The sequence below is a fragment of the Streptococcus mitis NCTC 12261 genome (assembly GCF_000148585.2).
GTDB classification, from domain to species: Bacteria; Bacillota; Bacilli; order Lactobacillales; family Streptococcaceae; genus Streptococcus; species Streptococcus mitis.
The window spans coordinates 1,570,032-1,590,421 of record NZ_CP028414.1 but is presented as its reverse complement, the minus strand read 5'-3'; the positions used below and the strand labels follow the sequence as shown (position 1 = coordinate 1,590,421).

Below are 20,390 nucleotides of genomic sequence, written 5' to 3'. Positions count from 1 at the left end.
TGTTGCATTTTGCGTAATGAGTTTTCATACGCTTTTTTATTATTCTTAGGAGAAAACAATGAATTATGAGGATATACGCTCCAGGGACATGTTAGCTTTTGCCCTTGGGATTCCAATAAAACAATTGACAGGGTTGCTATATGGAGTGAAAATTGAAAATTGTTACACTACATTTACAATTAGTAAGAAAAATGGAAGTGAACGTACCATCAGTGCTCCAAATAAGAGCTTGAAATATGTGCAACGTAAGCTAGCTCGATTGCTTTTAAAACGGTACGAAGAATTTTTAACAGAAAAAAATACTAAAAATAGGATATCACATGCATTTTTTAAAGGAAAAAGTATAAAAACTAATGCATTACCTCATAGAAACAAAAGGTACGTACTTAATGTAGATTTGCAAGATTTTTTTGATTCGATTCACTTCGGTAGGGTACATGGTTTTTTTAAGAATAATGATTTTTTTAAATTACCTGATGTAGCGACAGTCATTGCTCAATTAACTTGTTACGAGGGAGTACTACCACAAGGAGCTCCAACGTCCCCAATAATTTCAAATTTAATATGTCAAATCCTTGACTATAAAATAATTGAACTGTGTCAAGAATATCACTTAACATATACAAGATACGCTGATGATTTAACTTTTTCGACAAACGAAAAAAATTTTGACAATAATTATCAAGATTTTCTAGACAAACTAGATAAATTAGTTACTCGTTCTGGCTTTAAAATTAATGCGGAAAAAACTCACTTTCAAGAATATAATAGAAGGCAAACAGTAACAGGTCTCTCGGTAAATAAGAAACTAAATGTGAAAAAAGATTTTTATAAACATACTAGAAGTATGGCACATAGTTTATATAAAACTGGAAAATTTATGATAAACGGTAAAGAAGGCACTCTGAATCAATTAGAAGGGCGGTTTTCTTTTATTAATGACTTGGTGAAGTACAACAACAGATTAGAAGAATTACCATCTCTAAAATTAAATTCAATAGAATACAAAAAGAATTTACAATTTACCGATGGAAAGGAATTCGAAGTCAAGAAAAATGAGCAGAAACAGATACTCGATTGGAAAAAGAATTTAAGTACTTTATCAATTAGAGAAAAAGACTATCAAAAATTTATTTTTTATAAATATTTTATAGCTAATACAAATATTACTGTAGTAACTGAGGGCAAGACTGACAGTAGATATATTAAAGCAGCTCTTCGAAAATACTATGCAGAATACCCAGAGTTAGTTACTAAGGAAAAAGATGGGTTCAAGTATAAAATAAATTTTTTACCTCGAACAAAGAGGATGAGATATTTCTTCGGTTTTTTGTCAGGTGGTGGATCTGACCAAATCCAACTTTTTAATTACTTTATTAATCGGGATAACCATATAAGTCGTAATTACATCAAATACTTTAAAGAAATCTCTGAGGATGTACCTTTGCCTCAAAAACCTACGGTATTTTTATTAGATAATGAGTGGGAAATCAAAAAGCCTCTACATAATATAATCAAAGTATTGTGCAATGCTCAAAATTTAAATGATAAAGATATCATTCAAAAAATACATACCGATTACTTGTATCACGTAGATTTAAATGCCTTTTTAATGACATTACCAGTAGATAATTTAAGTACTAAATGTGAAGTAGAAATTGAAAATTTATTTGATTTGGAAAAAATAAATACTGAGCTAATTGAACCTCTTCACGATGGGAAGAAATTTGATATCAAAAAGGAGCACGGCAATGATAAATCCATAGGGAAAGAAATTTTTGCAAACACAATATTAACTAACTACGACTCTGAAATTATTGATTTTTCAAATTTTAAGCCATTATTAGATAAACTTAGCGACATATCAAAGGATTTTACAAAATATACTTAATAACGAGCTAATAGGCAGATATAAAGTTTAAAGGACAAGCATTATTGATTTTACTCTAAAAAATCTATAATGTTTGCCCTTTAGTATTATATCTAACTCTATTACTATTTTGTCATATTAAACTTCTTAAACTCATCCTTATATGCTTTACTATCTTTTTTGAAATATTGACGTTCTGAGCCTGTAATACTAGCAGTGATAACATCATTCTTGTATTCATATTTTACCGTTGGATTGACGAATCCTGAAATCTCAAAGGTTTGTGTATCAGTATCAATCGTCATGTTACTAGTTGAAACTTCGACATCGACAGTTCCCTTGTCACCCTTAATGGTGATGACCAGGTTGGTTCCGTAGTCCCCGGTTTCATAGTATTCCCCGTCCATGATAGGTTTACTTGAACAAGCGACGAGAAAGAGAGTGGTAAGAGAAAGAGCAATAAGGCTAAGTAATTTTTTCATAAATATTTCCTCCTAGTTGGAATTTATTTTACAGGAATCGTGTTACAAACGTGTTAATGATAGGGTTTCAATTTAATTGCGAGACAGATGCATTAGTTGTTAAACTAATTTTCAGTGGACATTCATCCATTTTTTTTTATATAATTTTAGTCAACCAAATAGTTGACTTATAAATTTGTGAGGAGGCGTACTATGAAAGACGTTTATACAAGAGTAACCCAAATTGCAAGAGAACAACTATACCAATTCATGAAGGATAATCAGGTTTCACCCTTAAATTATCACTTTCATTACTATTTTGATGACTGTATCCAAAAGTTTGCCATTAAGGTAATGGAGCATCACTTTACCAATCGGAAGATTGAGGGATTGACGATGATAGATGAGGACGGTATTTTAATTTCCTATGAAAGTCAGAATTCGCAAGTTAAACAGTACTTCACTAAGTGTCATGAACTAGGTCACTATATCTTGGGACATTCAGGGAAGCAGTTTACTCAATTAAATGGAAAAAAAGATACGATTGACGAGAGTGAAGCCAATCTTTTCTCTGCTTATATTCTCATGCCTGATATTGTCTTACTATCAAAAATTTATTATCGCTTGGATAGTTTCAAGCAAGTAATGACAGAGCTATCCGTATCAGCGGATGCCTTGGAATTTCGATTACAAGATTTATTCCGCTATCGTTTGAAACGAAACAATCAAGAGATTAACTCAACTATTTATCAATATCAATCAGGTCAAAGCAAGTTTGTCCTCAGTATTTTTGAGAAAGTCCATACTGAGATTGAAGACGAGTACCGAGTGGTGAAAGAAGATGTTTTTGCTAAAGTTCTGAATCGCCTGAGAGAGTGTCATTTTGTGGCAAGTACAGAGTTTCCTGAGTTGCTAGAAAATAGCTTTCGCAAGGAACTAGAACAAGAAGATGATATTGGTACTTGGTTAGAATATGACTTTGGACAGTCAGTGGGTTACGCCTGGCGTACAGATAAGTTGACCACAAAGCAAGCAAAATCACGAGTCAAAACAATACTCCTATTAGAAAAGAGGTAGTTATGTATCAACCTGATAAATTAAAACAAAAACGAGAAGAGCTAGGCTTAGAGCAACAAGAATTGGCTGAGCTTATCGGAGTTTCAAAGCAGGCTTACTTCAAGTGGGAAAAAGGCTTGTCAAAACCAACTAAAGTCAATATTGCTAAGTTGGAAAAAGTCTTAAAGATTCCAGAAGGCTATTTGAGTGAAGATGAAATCTCATCTCTCTATAAGCAACTGACAGAGCCAAATCAGGAGAAAGCTATTACCTACGTTCGTGACCTGTTATCGTCACAGAAGATTGTTAGCATTTCTGAGAAACGTTCAGAGTATCATGTTTACGAGAAACTTTCTGCTGGTATTGGTGCCTCTGTTTATGGTGACCTGGACTATGACGTGGTTTACTACAATGAAGAATTACCGCATGATTTTGCTTCTTGGGTTGATAGAAATTCAATGGAACCGACCTACCAGAATGGAGAAGTAGCTCTTATCATAGAGACTGGTTTCGATTATGACGGTGCTGTTTATGCTGTCGTCTGGGATTCACAGACCTACATCAAGAAAGTCTATCGTGAGGAAGAAGGACTCCGCTTAGTGTCAATCGATAAGGGTTATCCTGATAAGTTTGCGCCATTCGATGAGAACCCGCGAGTCGTAGGAAAGATCGTCGGTCACTTCATGCCATTGGAGGACTAGCTATGGGGTATTTTGACTATTCATGAGAACCAAAAAGCGACATAGCTTTTGTGGATATGAAATCCTTCTATGCTAGTGTTGAGTGTGTGGAACGTGGACTACATCCGTTGAAAACCTCTCTTTGTGTCATGAGTAGAGCGGTGAATGCTAACGGCTTGATATTAGCTTCCTCGCCGATGTTTAAGAAAGTGTTTGGTAAAAATAACGTTAGCCATTCCTATGACCTGCCTTTTGATATTAAGACCAAGAAATTCAACTATTATGTAGCATGCAGACAAGGCCTGCCTATAACCTTTGATTATGTCCGATTTATCGAAGAGTGGGCTAGGATTACTCATATCGTTCCCCCCCTCGCATGGACTTGTATATTGAGAAAAACATGGAAATCCAGTACATTTTCCAAAACTATGCCAGCCCAGATGACATTCTCCCTTATTCTATTGATGAGAGATTTATTGACAGTATTTACATTTTTGATTCTTAATTAGACTGTAATACTTAAGTAGGAGAATTATTTATAAAGATTTTTAAAGAATAGACAAGATAATGTGGTAACTTCTAAAACTAACTTCCAGTTTCCCACAACCTAGCCTTTAGTATGAGAAAAACGCGTGAAATCAGTAGAAATTCTTCTTAGACTAACGTCCACTGGTTTTCTTTTTTTGATATATAAAGGTTCAAAAGAGAAAAGACTAAGAAAAAAGTGCACGACAAATAGCCCTAAAACAGAGTCGTCTTAGAGTAACTTCCAGTTGCTAGCGTTTAGTGTGAGACTTTTCGATGGTGATAAGATGTGTAGTTAGAGAGGAAAATTCCCTTTATTTCAATAAATCAGGTGATAAGTGTGTGTCTTCTGGTTTGACAAATTGGCACCCCAGAAGAGCAGCGATGTCCTCGCCAAAGTTGAAGGTGAAGACGTTGTAAGCAGATTTTCCTTGAAACTCTTCTCGTTTCAAGGAATTGACATGGGAAATGACTAGATTGACGTCTTTCTGAGTCAGCTGGTCAAAGGAAGTGCCCTTGGGCAGAATGGCTCGCAAAACCGTATGGTTCTTCTCAATCCGCCCCTTCTGGTCAGGACGGCTAGGGTCGCAGAAGTAGAGGTGAGACTTACCATCAATGTCTCGCTCAAGCTCCTCCACATAGGAGAACTCAGATCCGTTGTCCGTTAGAATGACAGGGAACAGCTGATGGAACGCATACCCTCCGTCCATGACTCTTTCTTTCAAAGCTGCGAATTTAGTGGCGACCTCCAGAGCAGTCTTGTTGTCCAAAAGCAAGGCGAAGAGGAAATTGCAGAAGGAAACGTTGAAGGTGAGCAGTAGCTTTCCACCAGGTCTGCCGATGACCGTATCCATTTCCAACCATTTGAAGAAATCATCTATTTCTCGTAACTCTTGGAAATCTTGGTAGGTTCGCCCAATTTTCAGCTCTTTGGGAATAGCTACTTTTCTGGATTTTCTGCGTGCCTTGAACTTGACCATCCGAGGGAAATCAATGGGCTTGGTTGTTAGATAGCCCAGCTTGGCATGTCGATACACCGTAGCTTTCGACACAGGTAGGTTATGTGTCTGAATGATATGGTAGATGCTTTGTTTCTTCTGGATGCCTAGGGATAAGATCTTGTCCATCTGATAAAAACTTTTCTTGTTTAGGGGAATGCCCTCTCTGGACTCCCTCAACATAGTCTTGTACTGTTCCTGGGCCTTTTTCGCGTAGTAAAGATAGCGGTTAAAGCCACAATCCGTTCTCTTTTTTGGACAGTTGTTACAGACATAAGGAGCTTTTTTGAGAAGTGGGCAATCCGTGCAATCAGATTTGACGGATGTTGGATGCATGATGCGATTGCGCTTGATTTCCTTTGAAATCGTTGACGGGTCTTTTCTAATTTTCTCAGCGATGGAACGGAAAGTCTCCTGTTGGCTGATTCCAGTTTGGATGTCAATACGTTCTTCTAGAGTGAGATGTTTTTGTTTTTTCGTCATGAGGTTCCTCCTCACGAAAAGTCTCAGACTTAATTCTAGCATCATTCGTCGTCTGAGACTAACTTCCAGTTTTGGGAGAGAGATGGAAGTTACTTTTAGAAGTTACGGACAAGATAATGTATCTATAACGTATTAGAAAGTTATTGACTAATAGTCAGTGATTGGTTATAATAAAATTGTATACTTTATTACACGGAGATGGTGTAAAGTGGTAAATAACACATCCAAATTTGGAAGTCGGTCACTTAGGAACTAAGTTTAATGACCAAAGGTGGGTTCGAACCCTACCCTCCGAAAGAGTTTTGATTTATGAAAACTTTTTCGAAGAGTAGGGTTTTTGTTTTTGGAGGGGAAATGGCACAACAGCTTACAAAGGAAAATTTATATCAATTCTATACTGAAAATATTCGATATGCAGATTTTCAGTTAGATGTTCTTAGACGTCAAATAAGACCATTAGCAGGTGAATATTATTGGTATATTTCAAATAATAAAGAAAGTCAAATTAGAAAAAAGCTTATATATGAATTGAAAGCATTGACTAATCTATACGCTTATATTTTAGGTAGCAGATTTGAATTACAATTGATGAAAATATTACATGAAAATTCTTCGGTAGCCTTTAGTGAGGCTGAATTACAAACTATTATTAAGAGAAAAGGTACAACATATGATAAATGGCATAAGTGCCTAGAAATCAGTTTTCAAAAATCAACAGATATTGATTGGACTGATGTGAATGGACAAAATCTATTAGAGCTCTTTCGAGATAAGAGTAATTATTTAAAAGAGTTTCAGGAATTTATAACGATGAGAAATAGATTGGCTCATGGTCAGTGGAGTACACAATTAAATTCTGATGGAACAAAAGAAAGTACTCCAGATGCTTTGAATAAATACGATGATATATCAAAATTAGTTTTGTTATCAAAAAAACTAGATACAATGGTTAAGATAGTTGAAACAATAGTAGTATACAGAGAAAAAAATAATGAAAAGTTCAAAAATAAGATATCTAATTTAATTAAAGAAAACAAAATTATCGACTGTAGAATCAAAAATAGTAGCCTTAAAAAATATGTCCAACTAGAAATTAATAAGTTTGATAAGAAGAAAAGTCGAAATAGATAATAATTTGAAATTATTAAAAAAATCTGGCATTAATACGGTTCGCATATATTCTATTTAAGATCAATACTTCCAATATATCGTATTAGTTTTCGGGAAGTCAAAATTTTGTTGTTATTTATGATATACTAATGCTACAATTATATCCTTTGATGAGGTAAAATTTATGGATAATGTAGTGAGATTACACTTGAAGACTGGGACTGATTCTAGACAGGAATTGGTGGATTTCTGTTTAAATAGTAAAAAACAGTATGTTGCTATTGGGTGGAGTAGTCAGAGTGAAGATCTCTATCGTGAGAGTTTTCAAGAGTATTATCAAAGGGTTAAAGAATTATCTGGAAGAGCTAACCCAGCAATTAACGTTTTTAGGGATGCAAAAGTAGACGACTTATTCTGGACAAGAGATCTAGATGGTAGATACTGGATTTGTAGAGTTAAGTCGCCTGTTGAAGTAGTATGTGATAAACGATTGGATATTGGAGCAGTCTTACCAGTTGAAGCTTATAATTTTTGAATGCAAGTTCCTGGTCAAATTAAATCGTCCTTCAATAGGCCACGAGGTGGTACTGTTGAAAGAATTCGTGATAGAATAATAATTGAGTATTCGAAAACAATTTTTAATCAATTATCAAACAGTAAATATTATAAGGTTATTCCATATGAGGATAATCTTTTGGATAATCTACCAGATTTTGACTTAGAGGAACTTGTGATATCTTATTTGCAAATAGAAGAGAACTACTATGTTCTATCTAATTCAATAGCAAATAAATCTACTACAATTAAGATCGAGTGTGAAATGATTTCTAGGGAGGTTGGCAACTTTAGGAAAGCTGTGGTTCAGGTGAAAGGTAAGAAAGCGAAAGTACTTGATGCTTTAGATTTTAAACAATATGTTGAAGAGGGATATATAGTTTACCTATATGCACCGCAAGTAATTAATATAGATCAGATTGACAATGTGATTCGAATAGATAATGATGACCTATTAGATTTTTACAAGAAAAACAAACCCATACTCCCATTATCAATAACTCAGTGGGAAACTCTATTCGGGAGTAATAACAGCTAAGTTGTTTACTTGAAATTTCCCTCATTCAATAAAACTTATACAAATTTTTTGAAATAAAAAGGCAGTTGAAAACTATAGAATATTGATTTTACACTATTTTTAGTCCAACTGAAACTCATACTTTCCAAACCAGGTCTTAAGAAAGCTCGTAAAGCTTCACAATTCTCAAAACGTTAATCAATACGATTATATCAACGTTTCAAAGCACTTTGCAAAGATTTTGCAAAGTGCTTTTTTGTCGATTTTTTAGCTCGATTAGCTTTGTGATAACCTTTTCTAAATTTTGATTGCAAGGCTAGGCGTGATTACCTTATTTAATTTCTATCATTTTTTATTTTGATGAAGGGTAACTTAGTTTCTACGGAATAACCTTTTTCGGTCATAATAAAACACTCCTGTTCATAGTTTCACTAGATCTAAACAGGAGTGTTATTTTTGCGTCTCAATTTATGTGTTCAGTGCCTATCTACTTTTCTAGTAACCAATCTATAATGTTTTTCTTCTCAATACCATTGTAATTGGCTGTTGGCTGAATCGTATCCATTGTTAATAGATATTTTGGGAATTGATCTTTAATGGCTTCTAGTGGTCTAAGTTCTCTTTCTAGTGTTTCTGGAGCAAGTGTTGTTTCACTGACTTGATAATAAGTGTAGTGACCAAGATCAGTTACAACAACAAAATCAACCTCATATTTATCTAAATTACCAACATATACTTGTGAATATCTACGTCTCAATTCTAAATATACCATATTTTCCAAGATATGCCCAATGTCTTCTTTGTGGTCTGGTAATAAGAGATGTCGTAAACCTAAATCAACGGGATAATATTTTTCTAAGCGTTGCAATAATGCTCTACCTTTTACATCAAAACGTGGAACGGAATAAAAAAGCAAACTATCTGTCAAAGTCGTCAAATAATTTTCCAAAGTATTATGGGAGATTGAAACGTTTTGGCTGACCAGGGTATTGCGAATCTTATTTGTTGATATTAAGCTACCTGTACTACTGAGAAGGGTTCGGACAATGCGTTCAATAATAGTAGGATTTGGATTTCCTAATCTAGTTACAATATCATTTAACAGTATTGAGTTATATATTCCTCTTAGATAATCAATTTTTTCAGCGTAAGATGATGTTTGCAATAAGTAAGGGAAAGCACTAAAGAGATAATTGTTAAAAATTTCTGTTGTATTCAGATTTTCTGTGAGAGATTGACCTGATAGATATTCTTCAAATGACAAAGGAAGAACCTCTATCTCAACATACCGACCAGTCAAGTTTGTTGCTAATTGGCTGCTCATAAAGTAGGCGTTTGATCCAGTCAAATAGAGGTCAACATTTGGTAGGATGAATAGACTATCTGCTACCAGTTCAAATTTCTCAACATGTTGAATTTCATCTAAAAAGATATAGTATGTTTTCTCGCTAACTAATTGATCTTTTATATAAGCGTATAATGTTTGAAAATGTCGGAGGTCATAGTAACTCAGATCCTCAAAATTGATGGATATGATTTGATCCTCGTCTACCCCAGTTGCTAGTAACTCCTCTTTATAGAGTTGAAAGAGAACAGATTTACCAGCTCGTCTAACTCCACTCACAACTTTGATGATTTGTCGGTCACGATGTCTTCTTAAAAAATCTAAATAATGTGGTCTTTTAATATAGTTCATAATAGATACCTCAAAGATAGTATAATACAAATAGACATTATTTTCAAATATTTAGAAATAAATTGGAATTTATTTTATTATTTCTAAACATTTAAAAATAATCTTTTTCTATAATCAAAAAATAGTCCATTTTGGTATGGCATGATAGTAAATCTTGTGAGGTTTTGTAGCAAGTATTCAAATAAAAAGCGCATACTATCAGGAATAAAAAACTTGATAGTATACGTTTTATCCTAGAAATATTTGCTGGCTGTTTTTCTCAAACTGACTTTTTAAGAAGTTACCTTATCAGCAATTTCAAATAAGTTTATGGAGCTATCTTTGGAAAAACTGTAGAATTTCAAAAATTACTACAGACCTTGAATTTTACTTATCATTTCAATGATTTAGATTGCTTACATTTTGTTTTGATAAGTTTTACGGTAATCTCCAGGAGAAAGTCCAGTCCTTTGTTTAAAAATTTTAGTAAAGTAAGAATAATTATCATACCCTACTTGACAAGATACTTGTGATATCGAGATATTTGTTTGAGATAGGAGAGATTTAGCAGCATTAATGCGCTTATCCGTTATATATTTAACAAGAGTTTCTCCAGTTTCTTTTTTAAAAATTCTAGCTAAATGATCTGCACTGAGATAAACAACATCTGCTAAGATAGAACGATTTATATCTTCATAGTAGTGATGATCTATGTATTCGACGATGCGTTGAATACTATTTTTTTGGTTTTCAATGTTTGTTGCAAATTTCTTAGCATGTGACCAGTAATAATCAAAGTAATCCTGAAAAGATTCAATTGAATGAAAGCGTCGTTGGAATAAGAAATCATGAGTGCTGTTTTGGAATAATTTATGTGCCGAGATTCCATTTTGATCTAGATATATTCCTATTTGTTGAGTCCAATCTAGTAAAATTTGTTGTAGTGTGAAAGTAGGTATTTGAGAATTATAAGCAAGTGAATTAATTTTTTCTCTTAATTCGTATTCACTTAAGGTATCTAAAAAAGTAATTGAAAGAGTTTCTGTTTTAAAAGAAGTTGGGAAACTATGTGGAACACATGTAATAGTATTCCAATAAGAAACATATTGTTCATTATAAGTGTAGAGTTCTTTGGTATGAAATAAAATATCGGATATTTTATGGCAACTCTTATATATAATGTTTGAGTATTTACTAAAGTTATTAGAAATTTGAGAATGAATCTCATATGCTAATTTGTCACTACGTTTTGATGAGTCTACTCTAAAAAGACAAACATATTGATCAACCTGGCTTTCCATCTTAAACAAACTTATCAGTTTATAAGAAGGTTGTGAAATTCTTTGAAGTTCTCTTTTTAGTTGAGAAGTCCATGATGGAGTTTCTACAGAATAATCTTCTTCATTAAGATTAATGGTTAAAACTGCGAGGAAAAAATACTGGTGTTGTTTAAGAATAAAATCTTGTTTGCTCGCTATGTTTTCTAGTTCATCAATGCGAGAAATTTGAGGTTTTCTAAGGTAATCATACCAGAAATTATCTTCTATTTGTAAAAGTGAATCATTTTTTCCATTTAAGTTATGATTCTCAATTTTACTAATGGCTTTTTGAATAATAAATTCTAATTTTTCAAAGTTAATGGGTTTTAGATAGTATTCAAAGCTTTGCAATTCAATTGCTTTTTGAGCATAGTTGAAGTCGGCGTAATTAGTTAAAAAAATTGTTTTTATATCATATTTTTCATTTCTAATCCAAGATAAGAGTTCGAGGCCGCTGCCTTGAGGCATTTCTATATCGCTTATCATGAGATCAATAGGATGCTCTCTAATAATATTTTGAGCTTGAGTGAGGCTATAGGCAACATAAACAATGTCAATGTGTAGTTTAGCCCAATTTATTTTCTCTCGTAAAGCTTCAATGATAAAACGATCGTCATCAACTAATAAGATGTTCATTATAACCTCCGTCTATAATCTTGTATGGAATGAGTAAAAGAATTTTAGCTCCACCTTCTTCATTATTTTCAAATGCAATACTATAGTCATTAGGATAGAGAAGATTTAAACGTTCGATGGTGTTTGTTATCCCGATATGATGTCCATCTTCTGTTATTAGAGACTGTTTCTGATTTAGTTTTGATAAAATTTCTTCAGAGAAACCTGGACCATTATCTTCGATACAAATCTGAATATAATCTGAGTCCTCAGTTTTTACTTTTTTTATTGATAGTAAAATTGTAAATAAATCTTGAAATGAAAAACCGTGTTTGATTGTGTTTTCAATAAATGTTTGTAAAAGTAATGATGGAACAAGAGTATTTTGTAAATCAGAATTGTAGTCTAGTGAAAAGTAGATACTATTTCCATATCGAATCCGTTGTATTTCTAAATAATCTTTAATATGCTGAACTTCATCTTTAAGTTCTGAAAAATCTTGATTAGCCATAAATAAATGACGGAGATAATTTGAAGTTAGGATAGTTAATTCTTCAATTTCCTTGTAGTTTTTTGTTTGAAGCATACTATGAATCATTGATAACATATTTAAGTAGAAATGCGGACGAATTTGATTTTTAAGATAATTAAGTTCTATCTTCTTAAGTTCTAGTTGTGAATGGTATTCCCGTATTTTTAATTCTTGCATGTCAAATATTACTTTATTAAGTTTATCATTTGCCTTATCAATTTCTAGTATACCTTCAGATATAAAAAATTCAGAAGGGGGGATGGAGTCCCCAAATTGAGAGAGCCGTTCAGTAAGTCTTGTTATAGGTTTAATCATCCACTGACGAATATACAGGATAATGATGATTGATAAAATGGTGATAATGATAGGAACAGCTGATAAAAATACTTCTAAGAGTGTGATATTTCTAAAGACTTCGGCATAATCGACTAAAACATAAATATCGAAAGGTAAATGTGTTTTTTCATTTTGTGCATGAATTAGGTAATTAGAGGACGGTATATTGTTAGGCTCTTTTAGGGAAAGTTTACCATTATTTCCAATATTGAGTTTTTTGAGAGGTTTTAGGATATCTTCTGAAGATATGACGGCATAAATGATTTTTCCTTCGTAATGAACAGATTTAACTAAGTATTCACTGTTTTTAGTAGTTACATTTTTCCATTTACGGTCACTTATATCACTACGCAATGATTTTAGATTTGATTTTAACAGTAAATAATCTTCATATGGAATATAAAGATTGGAGACATTTATAAAATAATCAGTACTATCGGTTTCTAATAAGAATGTCATATGAGTTTCATTTTGATATTCAAACTCTGCAAAGCTAGTTTGAACTTTTTTGAGATCTTCTTGATAGTCAAGAAACGTTTGTACATGATTTAATTTCTCTAAAGATTCATTATGCGTTATTGTTGAGTACATAAAGCGTTCTACAGAATGCAATTTCTCATTAACAGAGTCAGCATAAATTTCAATTGAACTACGTAGGTGTACTATATTTTGGTTTTTAATAAAATTTCTGGTTATGTCACTCATAGCAATATTGATTAAAATATTTATCAATAGTAGTACAAGTAGGAGTTTAAAGAAAAAATGAATAGAATGTTTTTTTGATAAGTCGTGATTTAATTTCATATACTAGTCTCCTATTAAAATTATAGCACTTTGAAAATATGATATCATGTAACAAAACAGATATGTTTTATTAAGATGTCGGAAAAGTAATAGTTCTTAAAATTAAAAAACTGAAAAATTGATAAACCTAGTCCAAAAAGTTATATTAAGGGAATTCTTTATGGTGTAAAATAATCGTAGAAAATCAGATGGGAGGAAAAACATGAAAGTAGCATCTCAACTTCATAAAATAAAATTAAAGCATAGTATTCCGTTATATATATTACTTTTTCCTTCAATATTGCTATTAATTTTATTTTCCTATATTCCCATGTTGGGACTAATTATTGCATTTAAAGACTATTCACCAGCCAATGGTATCTTTGCTAGTCAGTGGGTAGGATTTAAGTACTTTACTCAATTTTTCTCATCATTCCAATTCGGGACAACTATGTTCAATACATTAAAAATTTCACTTTATAGTATTGTAGTAGGATTCCCCTTACCTATTATACTAGCTATAATCAGTAATCAGTTAAGAGTTGGGAAATTTAGAAAAATATTTCAAGTGACAACTTACTTACCCCATTTTATCTCTACAATGGTTATGTGTGGGATGATTATCTTATTTTTATCTCCTACTAGTGGTTTGTTAGCGAATGTATTTAAGTCTGTTGGAATTACTATTCCAGATCTTTTATCAAAACCTAGTCATTTTGCAGGTGTTTATGTTTGGAGCGATGTATGGCAACATATTGGTTGGGATAGTATTATTTATCTAGCAGCGCTTTCTGCAATTGATCCTACATATTATGAGGCTGCAACTATGGATGGTGCCTCTAGGTTACAAAAAATTCGGCATATAGAATTACCATTGCTTTTGCCGACTGCTATGATTCTATTAATATTAAGAGCAGGTAGTTTATTAAGTGTAGGTTTTGAGAAAGTGTTACTACTACAGAATCCTCTTAATTTAGCAGGAAGTGAGATAATTTCGACCTATGTTTATAAAGTTGGTATGGTGAACTTTCAGTATAGTTATTCGACAGCTATAGGGTTATTTAACACGGTAGTTAATCTAATAATTTTGTTATCTGTTAACTGGTTCTCAAAAAGATATACCAGAACGGGTCTTTTTTAAAGGAAGGAGTGCTCAAGGTGAAATGGTTTCATAAATCAAGAAAAACGAACTCTGAATTATTATTTGATATAGTTACCTATGGTTTAGCAATTTTCCTTATCCTGTTAATTGTTTATCCGTTATGGTTTGTAGTGATTGCATCTTTTAGTAATCCTTCAGATGTTGCAAATGGAAAGGTATGGTTTATTCCTAGAGAATGGAAATTAGATGGATATTTACGTCTTATTCAACAACCTTTATTCTTACGTAGCTATCTAAATACCATTTTATATACTGTTGTTGGTACCTTAGTTGCTTTAGTAGTCAATATTCCAGCTGGTTATGCTTTATCTAGAAAAGAATTAGTTGGTAGAAAATGGATGAGTATTTTATACATAATCCCTATGTTCGTATCAGGTGGCTTGATTCCTACCTACTTAACAGTAAAGAATGTTGGCCTAATTGATACATTTTGGGTAATGGTAATACCTTTTGCGGTTTCATCATACAATATTATTGTTGCTAGAACTTTCTTTAATAATAGTATTCCAGACGGGATGTGGGAGGCTGCGCAAATTGATGGATGTGGTACAATTCGTTATTTTATTAAGATAGTCGTTCCTTTATCAAAAGCTATTATAGCAGTTATTGGACTTTGGACTGCAGTTGGTATTTGGAATTCGTGGTTTAATGCTTTAATTTATTTAACGAATGAAAATTTACAGCCATTGCAATTAATTTTACGACGTTTACTAATTAGTAATCAAATGTTACAATCGCAAGCAACAGGAGAAGTGGCATCAGATCTTCGTATCAAAGCCGATATGATGAAATATGCAGCAATTGTTATTTCAACCGCTCCGATAATGTTGCTATATCCCTTTGTTCAAAAATATTTTAATCAAGGCGTAATGATTGGTGCCTTGAAAGAATAGGAGAAAAACATGAAACATAAATCATTTACATATTTGTTCTTAGGAACCGTTACACTTGCTGGCTTAACAGCCTGTGCAAATTCCAATAATGCGAATAAGGACGATAAGTCTGGAGAAGATTCTTATAAAATCACAACTGTTCGTTGGTCTGACTGGGGAGAAGATTATCATAAAGGTTTTCTAACTGATTCTGCCAAAGAATCAGGTATCGATGTTAAATGGGATACACTTGTAGCTGCAGATTGGGCAGATAAGAAATCTGTGTTGGTTGCTAGTGGAGATTTACCAGATGCATTTTTAGGTTCAAATGCTTTTACAGATTCAGAAATTGCTCAGAATCAATCTTTATTTATTCCATTGGAAGATTTAATCAAAGAAAACATGCCAAATTTAACTAAGGCTATGGAGAAAGAACCTAAGATTAAAGCTATGATTACTTCACCAGATGGTCATATCTACAGTCTACCTAAAAAATTACCGATGCGTCCTACTGTAGCTAATCAGCTATTTATTAATAAAAAGTGGCTGGATAATTTAGGATTAAAGGTTCCAGAAACTTATGATGATTTAGTAAAAGTACTACAAGAATTTAAGGATAAAGATGCGAACGGAAATGGAGACGCTTCTGATGAAATTCCATTCGGAGCAGGAAACTTTGATCCAACATTCTCATATATTCTTCCGTTCAATAATCGTTTAGGGGCAGATAATACATATGAAATGTCTGTAAAAGATGGAAAACCAGTCTACCTTCGTACAGAAGAAAGTTATAAACAAGGGATTGCAGCAATGCACGAATCTTATAAAAAAGGTTTGATTGATCCGGAAATCTTTACAGAAGATACCTCTATGAGTGTAGCAAAACGTATGGATAAGGGAGTATCTAGAGTAGGTGTTTCTAGTGGTTGGACAGCAGATGCAACGTTTGGCTTACATTCAAGTGAGTATATTGCTCTACCTGCTTTAAAAGGTATGGATGGTAAACAATATGTCTTTTCTGATCCAGATCATTACAACTACGGTCGAAATGAAATTTTGATTACAAATAAGAGCAAAAATCCTGCTAAATTATTGAAATGGTTGGATAAATTATATACAGATGAAGCAAGTATTCAGAATTTCTATGGATCATTTGGAATAGCTACTGAAAAGAATGGTGATAAGTTTAAAGTGTTACCTCCTAAAGATGGTAAATCAGCTGATGAATGGGCATGGATTAATTCACTTCGAGATTTTGGTCCTAAATACGTAAGCGATGATATCAATAGTCGCGTAGAAATCGATCAAACACAAGGTGATGGATTGAAATTGAAGATGGACCAAGATTTGAAACAATTTGCGTTGCCAGCTTACCCTAATGTGATTTATTCACAAGAAGAGCTTAACAAATTATCATCAATCTATGTTAGTATTGAATCTTATGTCAAACAACAAGCATCTAAATGGGTAGTTGAAGGCGGCATAGAAAAAGAATGGGACTCATACAAAGAAACTCTTAAGAATATGGGATTGGACGAATTTATGAAGATTCAACAGGAAGCATATAATCGTTACCAAAAAGAAGTAAAAGAGTAATACTTTATATGAACTCTTGGTTGTATAAACAAGGGACTAGCTAATTACAGGAAGCGAGACTGATAACATCAAATTATCTCGCTTCCTTTATTCTAATTTTTAAAGAAATTTAGAAATGTTTTTTAAATAATTTAGGTAATATTTTTGTGCAACTGACATTCTAAAGTATAGAGTTAAGACGATTGATTTTATGGAGATATCTATTATGCAAAAATTATTTTCATTAGATGGAAAAGTGGTTAGAATTTTAACTTTTTTGACAGATTTAATTATTTTAAATACTCTATTTATTGTTAGTTGTATTCCAATAGTTACAATTGGGGCATCATTAACTTCTCTTACGACAATGTGGTATCGTATTTTAAAAGGTAAAGATACCGATATTGCTTATCATTATTTTCGGATCTTTAGACGAAATTTTAAACAGTCAACTTTTATTTGGTTGTTTATCCTCCTAATAGAATTACTTTTATATGTGAACTATTGTCTTTGGGGCTATTCAAGTTTATTTTCAGAGTATAGTTTATTGTTAGTGTTGCCCTTTTTATTTGTTATAATACTTTTGATGAGTGTTATTTTTCCCTATATTGGTTTATTTAAAGATAATCTAAAAAATAGTATTGTAAATAGCGTATTAATTTGTATTTTAAATCCAATACAAGCTATCATGTTGGTTTTATTTAATATTTCTGTACTGTATATGAGTTTTAGTAGTCCAGAACGAGTTTTAACAGCTATTTACGTATTTACATTTGGGGGCTTTGCTTTTTGCGGATTGATGAATGTAACGATAACAAATAAAATGTTTGATAAGGTAAAGAAATTTACTAAAAGGAGGACAACAAATTGAAAATTTTTAAGGGAGAGTTTTATCGAATCTCTGTATTAACAGACAAGCTAGTAAGGTTAGAATACTCTCAAACTGGAAGTTTTGAGGATAGAACGACACAACTTATCTACAATAGAGATTTTGGCCAAGTTTCGTTAGATTATATCGAGACATCAAACGTACTAGATATTATGACGGACTATTTTCATCTGCACTTTAATAAAGGAGAATTTAACGCCGAAAATTTATTTATAGAATTAAAAGGAAATTTTGCCGTATATGGTAGTCGCTGGTATTTTGGTGAGTCTATTGAAACGTTAAAAGGAACAGCTCGGACTCTGGATAAGGCAGATGGAGCAATCTCGTTAGAAGATGGAATTATTAGCCGAAATGGTATAGCCTTATTGGATGATTCTCAAGGATTTATTTGGGATGAACAGTCTGGTTATATTGAGAGAGAAAATCAAATTGACCTGTATTTCTTTGCCTATGGGCATGATTATAGAGGAGCAATCAGAGACTTTTACCATTTGACTGGTTCAACACCCTTGTTGCCAAGATATGCTTTAGGGAATTGGTGGAGTAGATATTGGCCTTATACGTCGGATGAATACTTGGATTTAATAGACAGATTTAAAGCAGAGAAAATTCCATTATCTATCGGTGTGTTAGATATGGATTGGCACATAACTGACATTCCAGCTCGTTTTGGAAGTGGCTGGACAGGATATAGTTGGAATAGAAACTTAATACCTAATCCAGAACAGTTATTGCAACAACTTCATGATAAAAAGTTAAAACTCTCCTTAAATGTCCATCCTGCTGATGGTATACGAGCTTATGAAGAAGCTTATCCTCAAGTCGCAAAACGATTGGGGTTAAATGTAGAACTAGAAGAACCTGCTATTTTTGATTTTTTTAATCCCTCTTTTAGAGAAGCCTACTTTAAAGATGTTCATTATAAGCTAGAAAAGCAGGGAGTAGATTTTTGGTGGATTGACTGGCAACAAGGGACACAAGGCATGTTGGATCCACTATGGCTTTTAAACCATTATCACTATCAGGATAGTTGTAAAAATTCAGAAGGTGGCTTGATTTTATCAAGATATGCAGGTCCTGGTAGTCACCGCTACCCTGTTGGTTTTTCAGGGGATACTATTATTAGTTGGAATTCCTTAAGATTTCAACCTTATTTTACAGCGACAGCATCAAATATCGGTTATAGTTGGTGGAGTCATGATATCGGTGGGCACATGCTGGGGGATTATGACGAAGAGCTACAAACTAGATGGCTACAGTTTGGCGTTTTTAGTCCGATAACTCGATTACATAGTTCTAGAAGTCCCTTTAATAGTAAAGAACCTTGGTTTTTTTCAGAAACAACATCTAAGATTATGAAGAAATACCTTCGTTTGAGACATCAGATGATTCCATATCTATATACCATGAATGTAAAGACACATGAGGAAGGTGCCCCATTAATCAGCCCAATGTATTATTTCTACCCAGAAAATGATGAGAGCTATAATGTTCCAAATCAATACTTTTTTGGAACAGAATTGATGGTGGCTCCCATTGTAGAAAAGATGGATTTGGCATTCCAATCTGCAAAAGTAGATGTATGGTTCCCTGAAGGTGAATGGTATGACTTCTTTTCAGAGAAAAAGTACACAGGTGGTGTGAACTTAAGTGTTTATAGAGATATTTCGACTATTCCTGTGTTTGCAAAAAGTGGTGCAATCATTCCTTTGGTTGGTTCTGAGATAGATATGGGTGTTGATTTACCTGAAGTTGTAGATTGGTATGTATTCCCAGGAAAACAACATTCTTTTGAAATGATTGAAGATCAAAATGGTCAAAGATATAAAACAAGATTATCAATCAACTGGGAAATGGGGATGGTAGAGTTAACATTACAAGGAGATTCTAGTATCGTTCCAAGTAATAGAAAACATAGAATTCATTTTAAAGGAACGAATGTGTCTATGATTGAATTGCCAAATAAGAATGATACAGCTAGATTTGAATGTAAAGATAATAAAAGGATATCCCTAAATGATGAAGTTTTTAGACTACTAAAGACGGCTTTTCTTCCATATGAATTAAAAGATAGATTGTTAAATCAATTCATCAATGCTAAAAATTCTCATGACTTAATGAATATCTTGCATCATCAGGATAAGGAATTGAGAGGGCGTTTGTTGGAAAAGATATTTACTAGCGAAAACTAATTGAGAAATTTCGTACACAATTTCTATTATTTAATGTGTAACAGTTTTACATCTCTATGCTTATTGGCTTGTATTGTAGTAACTACAAGTTTGGCATAGGGATTTTTGTTTACTGAAGAGGAAAGGATAAGTATGTTTCAAGGTTTGAAATATTTTTAAACTAAACAAGAGCAAATTTTTAAAGG

The 20,390-nt window shown here is 32.9% G+C and carries 16 protein-coding genes and 1 pseudogene; 12 read left to right on the top strand and 5 right to left on the bottom strand.

Features of this window, described 5'->3' with window-relative positions:
• Positions 1-58: 58 nt before the first annotated feature.
• Positions 59-1,891 (top strand): retron Ec67 family RNA-directed DNA polymerase/endonuclease, encoded by a 1,833-nt coding sequence (locus SM12261_RS08025; RefSeq protein ID WP_001105313.1) that lies wholly within the window; start codon positions 59-61, stop codon positions 1,889-1,891.
• Positions 1,892-1,995: 104 nt separating this feature from the next.
• Here SM12261_RS08025 and SM12261_RS08020 read toward each other — a convergent pair whose 3' ends face one another.
• Positions 1,996-2,352 carry a hypothetical protein gene (locus SM12261_RS08020; protein WP_000735494.1) on the bottom strand — a complete coding sequence of 119 codons (357 nt, stop codon included), beginning with the start codon at positions 2,350-2,352 and terminating at the stop codon, positions 1,996-1,998.
• A gap of 192 nt (positions 2,353-2,544) precedes the next feature.
• Here SM12261_RS08020 and SM12261_RS08015 point away from each other — a divergent pair, with 192 nt between their 5' ends.
• The 3 genes and pseudogenes from SM12261_RS08015 to SM12261_RS08005 form a co-directional block, all read left to right on the top strand.
• Positions 2,545-3,408, top strand: coding sequence for an ImmA/IrrE family metallo-endopeptidase (locus SM12261_RS08015; RefSeq protein WP_000656071.1), 864 nt, complete (start codon positions 2,545-2,547; stop codon positions 3,406-3,408).
• A 2-nt stretch (positions 3,409-3,410) separates the two neighbouring features.
• Entirely contained in the window at positions 3,411-4,088 is a 678-nt protein-coding gene (locus SM12261_RS08010; protein ID WP_000284651.1) for an XRE family transcriptional regulator, read from the top strand.
• A 56-nt stretch (positions 4,089-4,144) separates the two neighbouring features.
• Positions 4,145-4,548: pseudogene (locus SM12261_RS08005) on the top strand (Y-family DNA polymerase); the annotation flags it as partial.
• A gap of 358 nt (positions 4,549-4,906) precedes the next feature.
• On the opposite strand, the gene SM12261_RS08000 reads toward SM12261_RS08005, so the two are convergent.
• Positions 4,907-6,073 carry an IS30 family transposase gene (locus SM12261_RS08000; RefSeq protein ID WP_000163015.1) on the bottom strand — a complete coding sequence of 389 codons (1,167 nt, stop codon included), beginning with the start codon at positions 6,071-6,073 and terminating at the stop codon, positions 4,907-4,909.
• 354 nt (positions 6,074-6,427) lie between these two features.
• On the opposite strand from SM12261_RS08000, the gene SM12261_RS07995 reads away from it, so the two are divergent.
• The 3 genes from SM12261_RS07995 (at position 6,428) to SM12261_RS09645 (ending at position 8,276) form a co-directional block, all read left to right on the top strand.
• Positions 6,428-7,204 carry a hypothetical protein gene (locus SM12261_RS07995; protein WP_004239161.1) on the top strand — a complete coding sequence of 259 codons (777 nt, stop codon included), beginning with the start codon at positions 6,428-6,430 and terminating at the stop codon, positions 7,202-7,204.
• A gap of 163 nt (positions 7,205-7,367) precedes the next feature.
• Positions 7,368-7,718, top strand: coding sequence for a hypothetical protein (locus SM12261_RS07990; RefSeq protein WP_000370998.1), 351 nt, complete (start codon positions 7,368-7,370; stop codon positions 7,716-7,718).
• Positions 7,719-8,276 (top strand): hypothetical protein, encoded by a 558-nt coding sequence (locus tag SM12261_RS09645; protein WP_001198039.1) that lies wholly within the window; start codon positions 7,719-7,721, stop codon positions 8,274-8,276.
• A gap of 466 nt (positions 8,277-8,742) precedes the next feature.
• Here the strand turns inward: SM12261_RS09645 and SM12261_RS07975 are convergent, their stop codons facing one another.
• The 3 genes from SM12261_RS07975 to SM12261_RS07965 form a co-directional block, all read right to left on the bottom strand.
• Complete coding sequence (locus tag SM12261_RS07975; RefSeq protein WP_001106639.1) at positions 8,743-9,951, bottom strand: ATP-binding protein; 1,209 nt, start codon at positions 9,949-9,951, stop codon at positions 8,743-8,745.
• Between the two features lie 395 nt (positions 9,952-10,346).
• The gene (locus tag SM12261_RS07970) at positions 10,347-11,885 is read right to left on the bottom strand and encodes a response regulator transcription factor (RefSeq protein WP_001023729.1); all 1,539 of its coding nucleotides are present in this window, start codon (positions 11,883-11,885) and stop codon (positions 10,347-10,349) included.
• On the bottom strand, positions 11,866-13,536 hold the full coding sequence (locus tag SM12261_RS07965) for a sensor histidine kinase (RefSeq protein WP_000773062.1): 1,671 nt from the start codon (positions 13,534-13,536) through the stop codon (positions 11,866-11,868). The genes SM12261_RS07970 and SM12261_RS07965 overlap by 20 nt, the downstream gene beginning before the upstream one ends.
• Positions 13,537-13,738: 202 nt before the next feature.
• On the opposite strand from SM12261_RS07965, the gene SM12261_RS07960 reads away from it, so the two are divergent.
• The 5 genes from SM12261_RS07960 (at position 13,739) to SM12261_RS07940 (ending at position 20,205) form a co-directional block, all read left to right on the top strand.
• The gene (locus SM12261_RS07960; RefSeq protein ID WP_000861543.1) at positions 13,739-14,656 is read left to right on the top strand and encodes an ABC transporter permease; all 918 of its coding nucleotides are present in this window, start codon (positions 13,739-13,741) and stop codon (positions 14,654-14,656) included.
• A 17-nt stretch (positions 14,657-14,673) separates the two neighbouring features.
• Positions 14,674-15,570, top strand: a complete 897-nt coding sequence (locus SM12261_RS07955) for a carbohydrate ABC transporter permease (protein ID WP_000870790.1) — start codon at positions 14,674-14,676, stop codon at positions 15,568-15,570.
• A gap of 9 nt (positions 15,571-15,579) precedes the next feature.
• Positions 15,580-17,145 carry a type 2 periplasmic-binding domain-containing protein gene (locus SM12261_RS07950; protein ID WP_000681132.1) on the top strand — a complete coding sequence of 522 codons (1,566 nt, stop codon included), beginning with the start codon at positions 15,580-15,582 and terminating at the stop codon, positions 17,143-17,145.
• A gap of 205 nt (positions 17,146-17,350) precedes the next feature.
• Complete coding sequence (locus SM12261_RS07945) at positions 17,351-17,995, top strand: DUF624 domain-containing protein (protein WP_001170588.1); 645 nt, start codon at positions 17,351-17,353, stop codon at positions 17,993-17,995.
• Complete coding sequence (locus tag SM12261_RS07940) at positions 17,992-20,205, top strand: glycoside hydrolase family 31 protein (protein WP_000688732.1); 2,214 nt, start codon at positions 17,992-17,994, stop codon at positions 20,203-20,205. Before SM12261_RS07945 ends, SM12261_RS07940 begins: the two co-directional genes overlap by 4 nt.
• Positions 20,206-20,390 lie beyond the last annotated feature (185 nt).

Coding starts and splice junctions, on each gene's coding strand:
- SM12261_RS08020 (WP_000735494.1), bottom strand. CDS start 2,352: ATGAAAAAATTACTTAGCCTTATTGCTCTTTCTCTTACCACTCTCTTT.
- SM12261_RS07960 (WP_000861543.1), top strand. CDS start 13,739: ATGAAAGTAGCATCTCAACTTCATAAAATAAAATTAAAGCATAGTATT.
- SM12261_RS07950 (WP_000681132.1), top strand. CDS start 15,580: ATGAAACATAAATCATTTACATATTTGTTCTTAGGAACCGTTACACTT.
- SM12261_RS07945 (WP_001170588.1), top strand. CDS start 17,351: ATGCAAAAATTATTTTCATTAGATGGAAAAGTGGTTAGAATTTTAACT.
- SM12261_RS07965 (WP_000773062.1), bottom strand. CDS start 13,536: ATGAAATTAAATCACGACTTATCAAAAAAACATTCTATTCATTTTTTC.
- SM12261_RS07990 (WP_000370998.1), top strand. CDS start 7,368: ATGGATAATGTAGTGAGATTACACTTGAAGACTGGGACTGATTCTAGA.
- SM12261_RS08015 (WP_000656071.1), top strand. CDS start 2,545: ATGAAAGACGTTTATACAAGAGTAACCCAAATTGCAAGAGAACAACTA.
- SM12261_RS08000 (WP_000163015.1), bottom strand. CDS start 6,073: ATGACGAAAAAACAAAAACATCTCACTCTAGAAGAACGTATTGACATC.
- SM12261_RS07975 (WP_001106639.1), bottom strand. CDS start 9,951: ATGAACTATATTAAAAGACCACATTATTTAGATTTTTTAAGAAGACAT.
- SM12261_RS08025 (WP_001105313.1), top strand. CDS start 59: ATGAATTATGAGGATATACGCTCCAGGGACATGTTAGCTTTTGCCCTT.
- SM12261_RS08010 (WP_000284651.1), top strand. CDS start 3,411: ATGTATCAACCTGATAAATTAAAACAAAAACGAGAAGAGCTAGGCTTA.
- SM12261_RS07970 (WP_001023729.1), bottom strand. CDS start 11,885: ATGAACATCTTATTAGTTGATGACGATCGTTTTATCATTGAAGCTTTA.
- SM12261_RS07995 (WP_004239161.1), top strand. CDS start 6,428: ATGGCACAACAGCTTACAAAGGAAAATTTATATCAATTCTATACTGAA.
- SM12261_RS09645 (WP_001198039.1), top strand. CDS start 7,719: ATGCAAGTTCCTGGTCAAATTAAATCGTCCTTCAATAGGCCACGAGGT.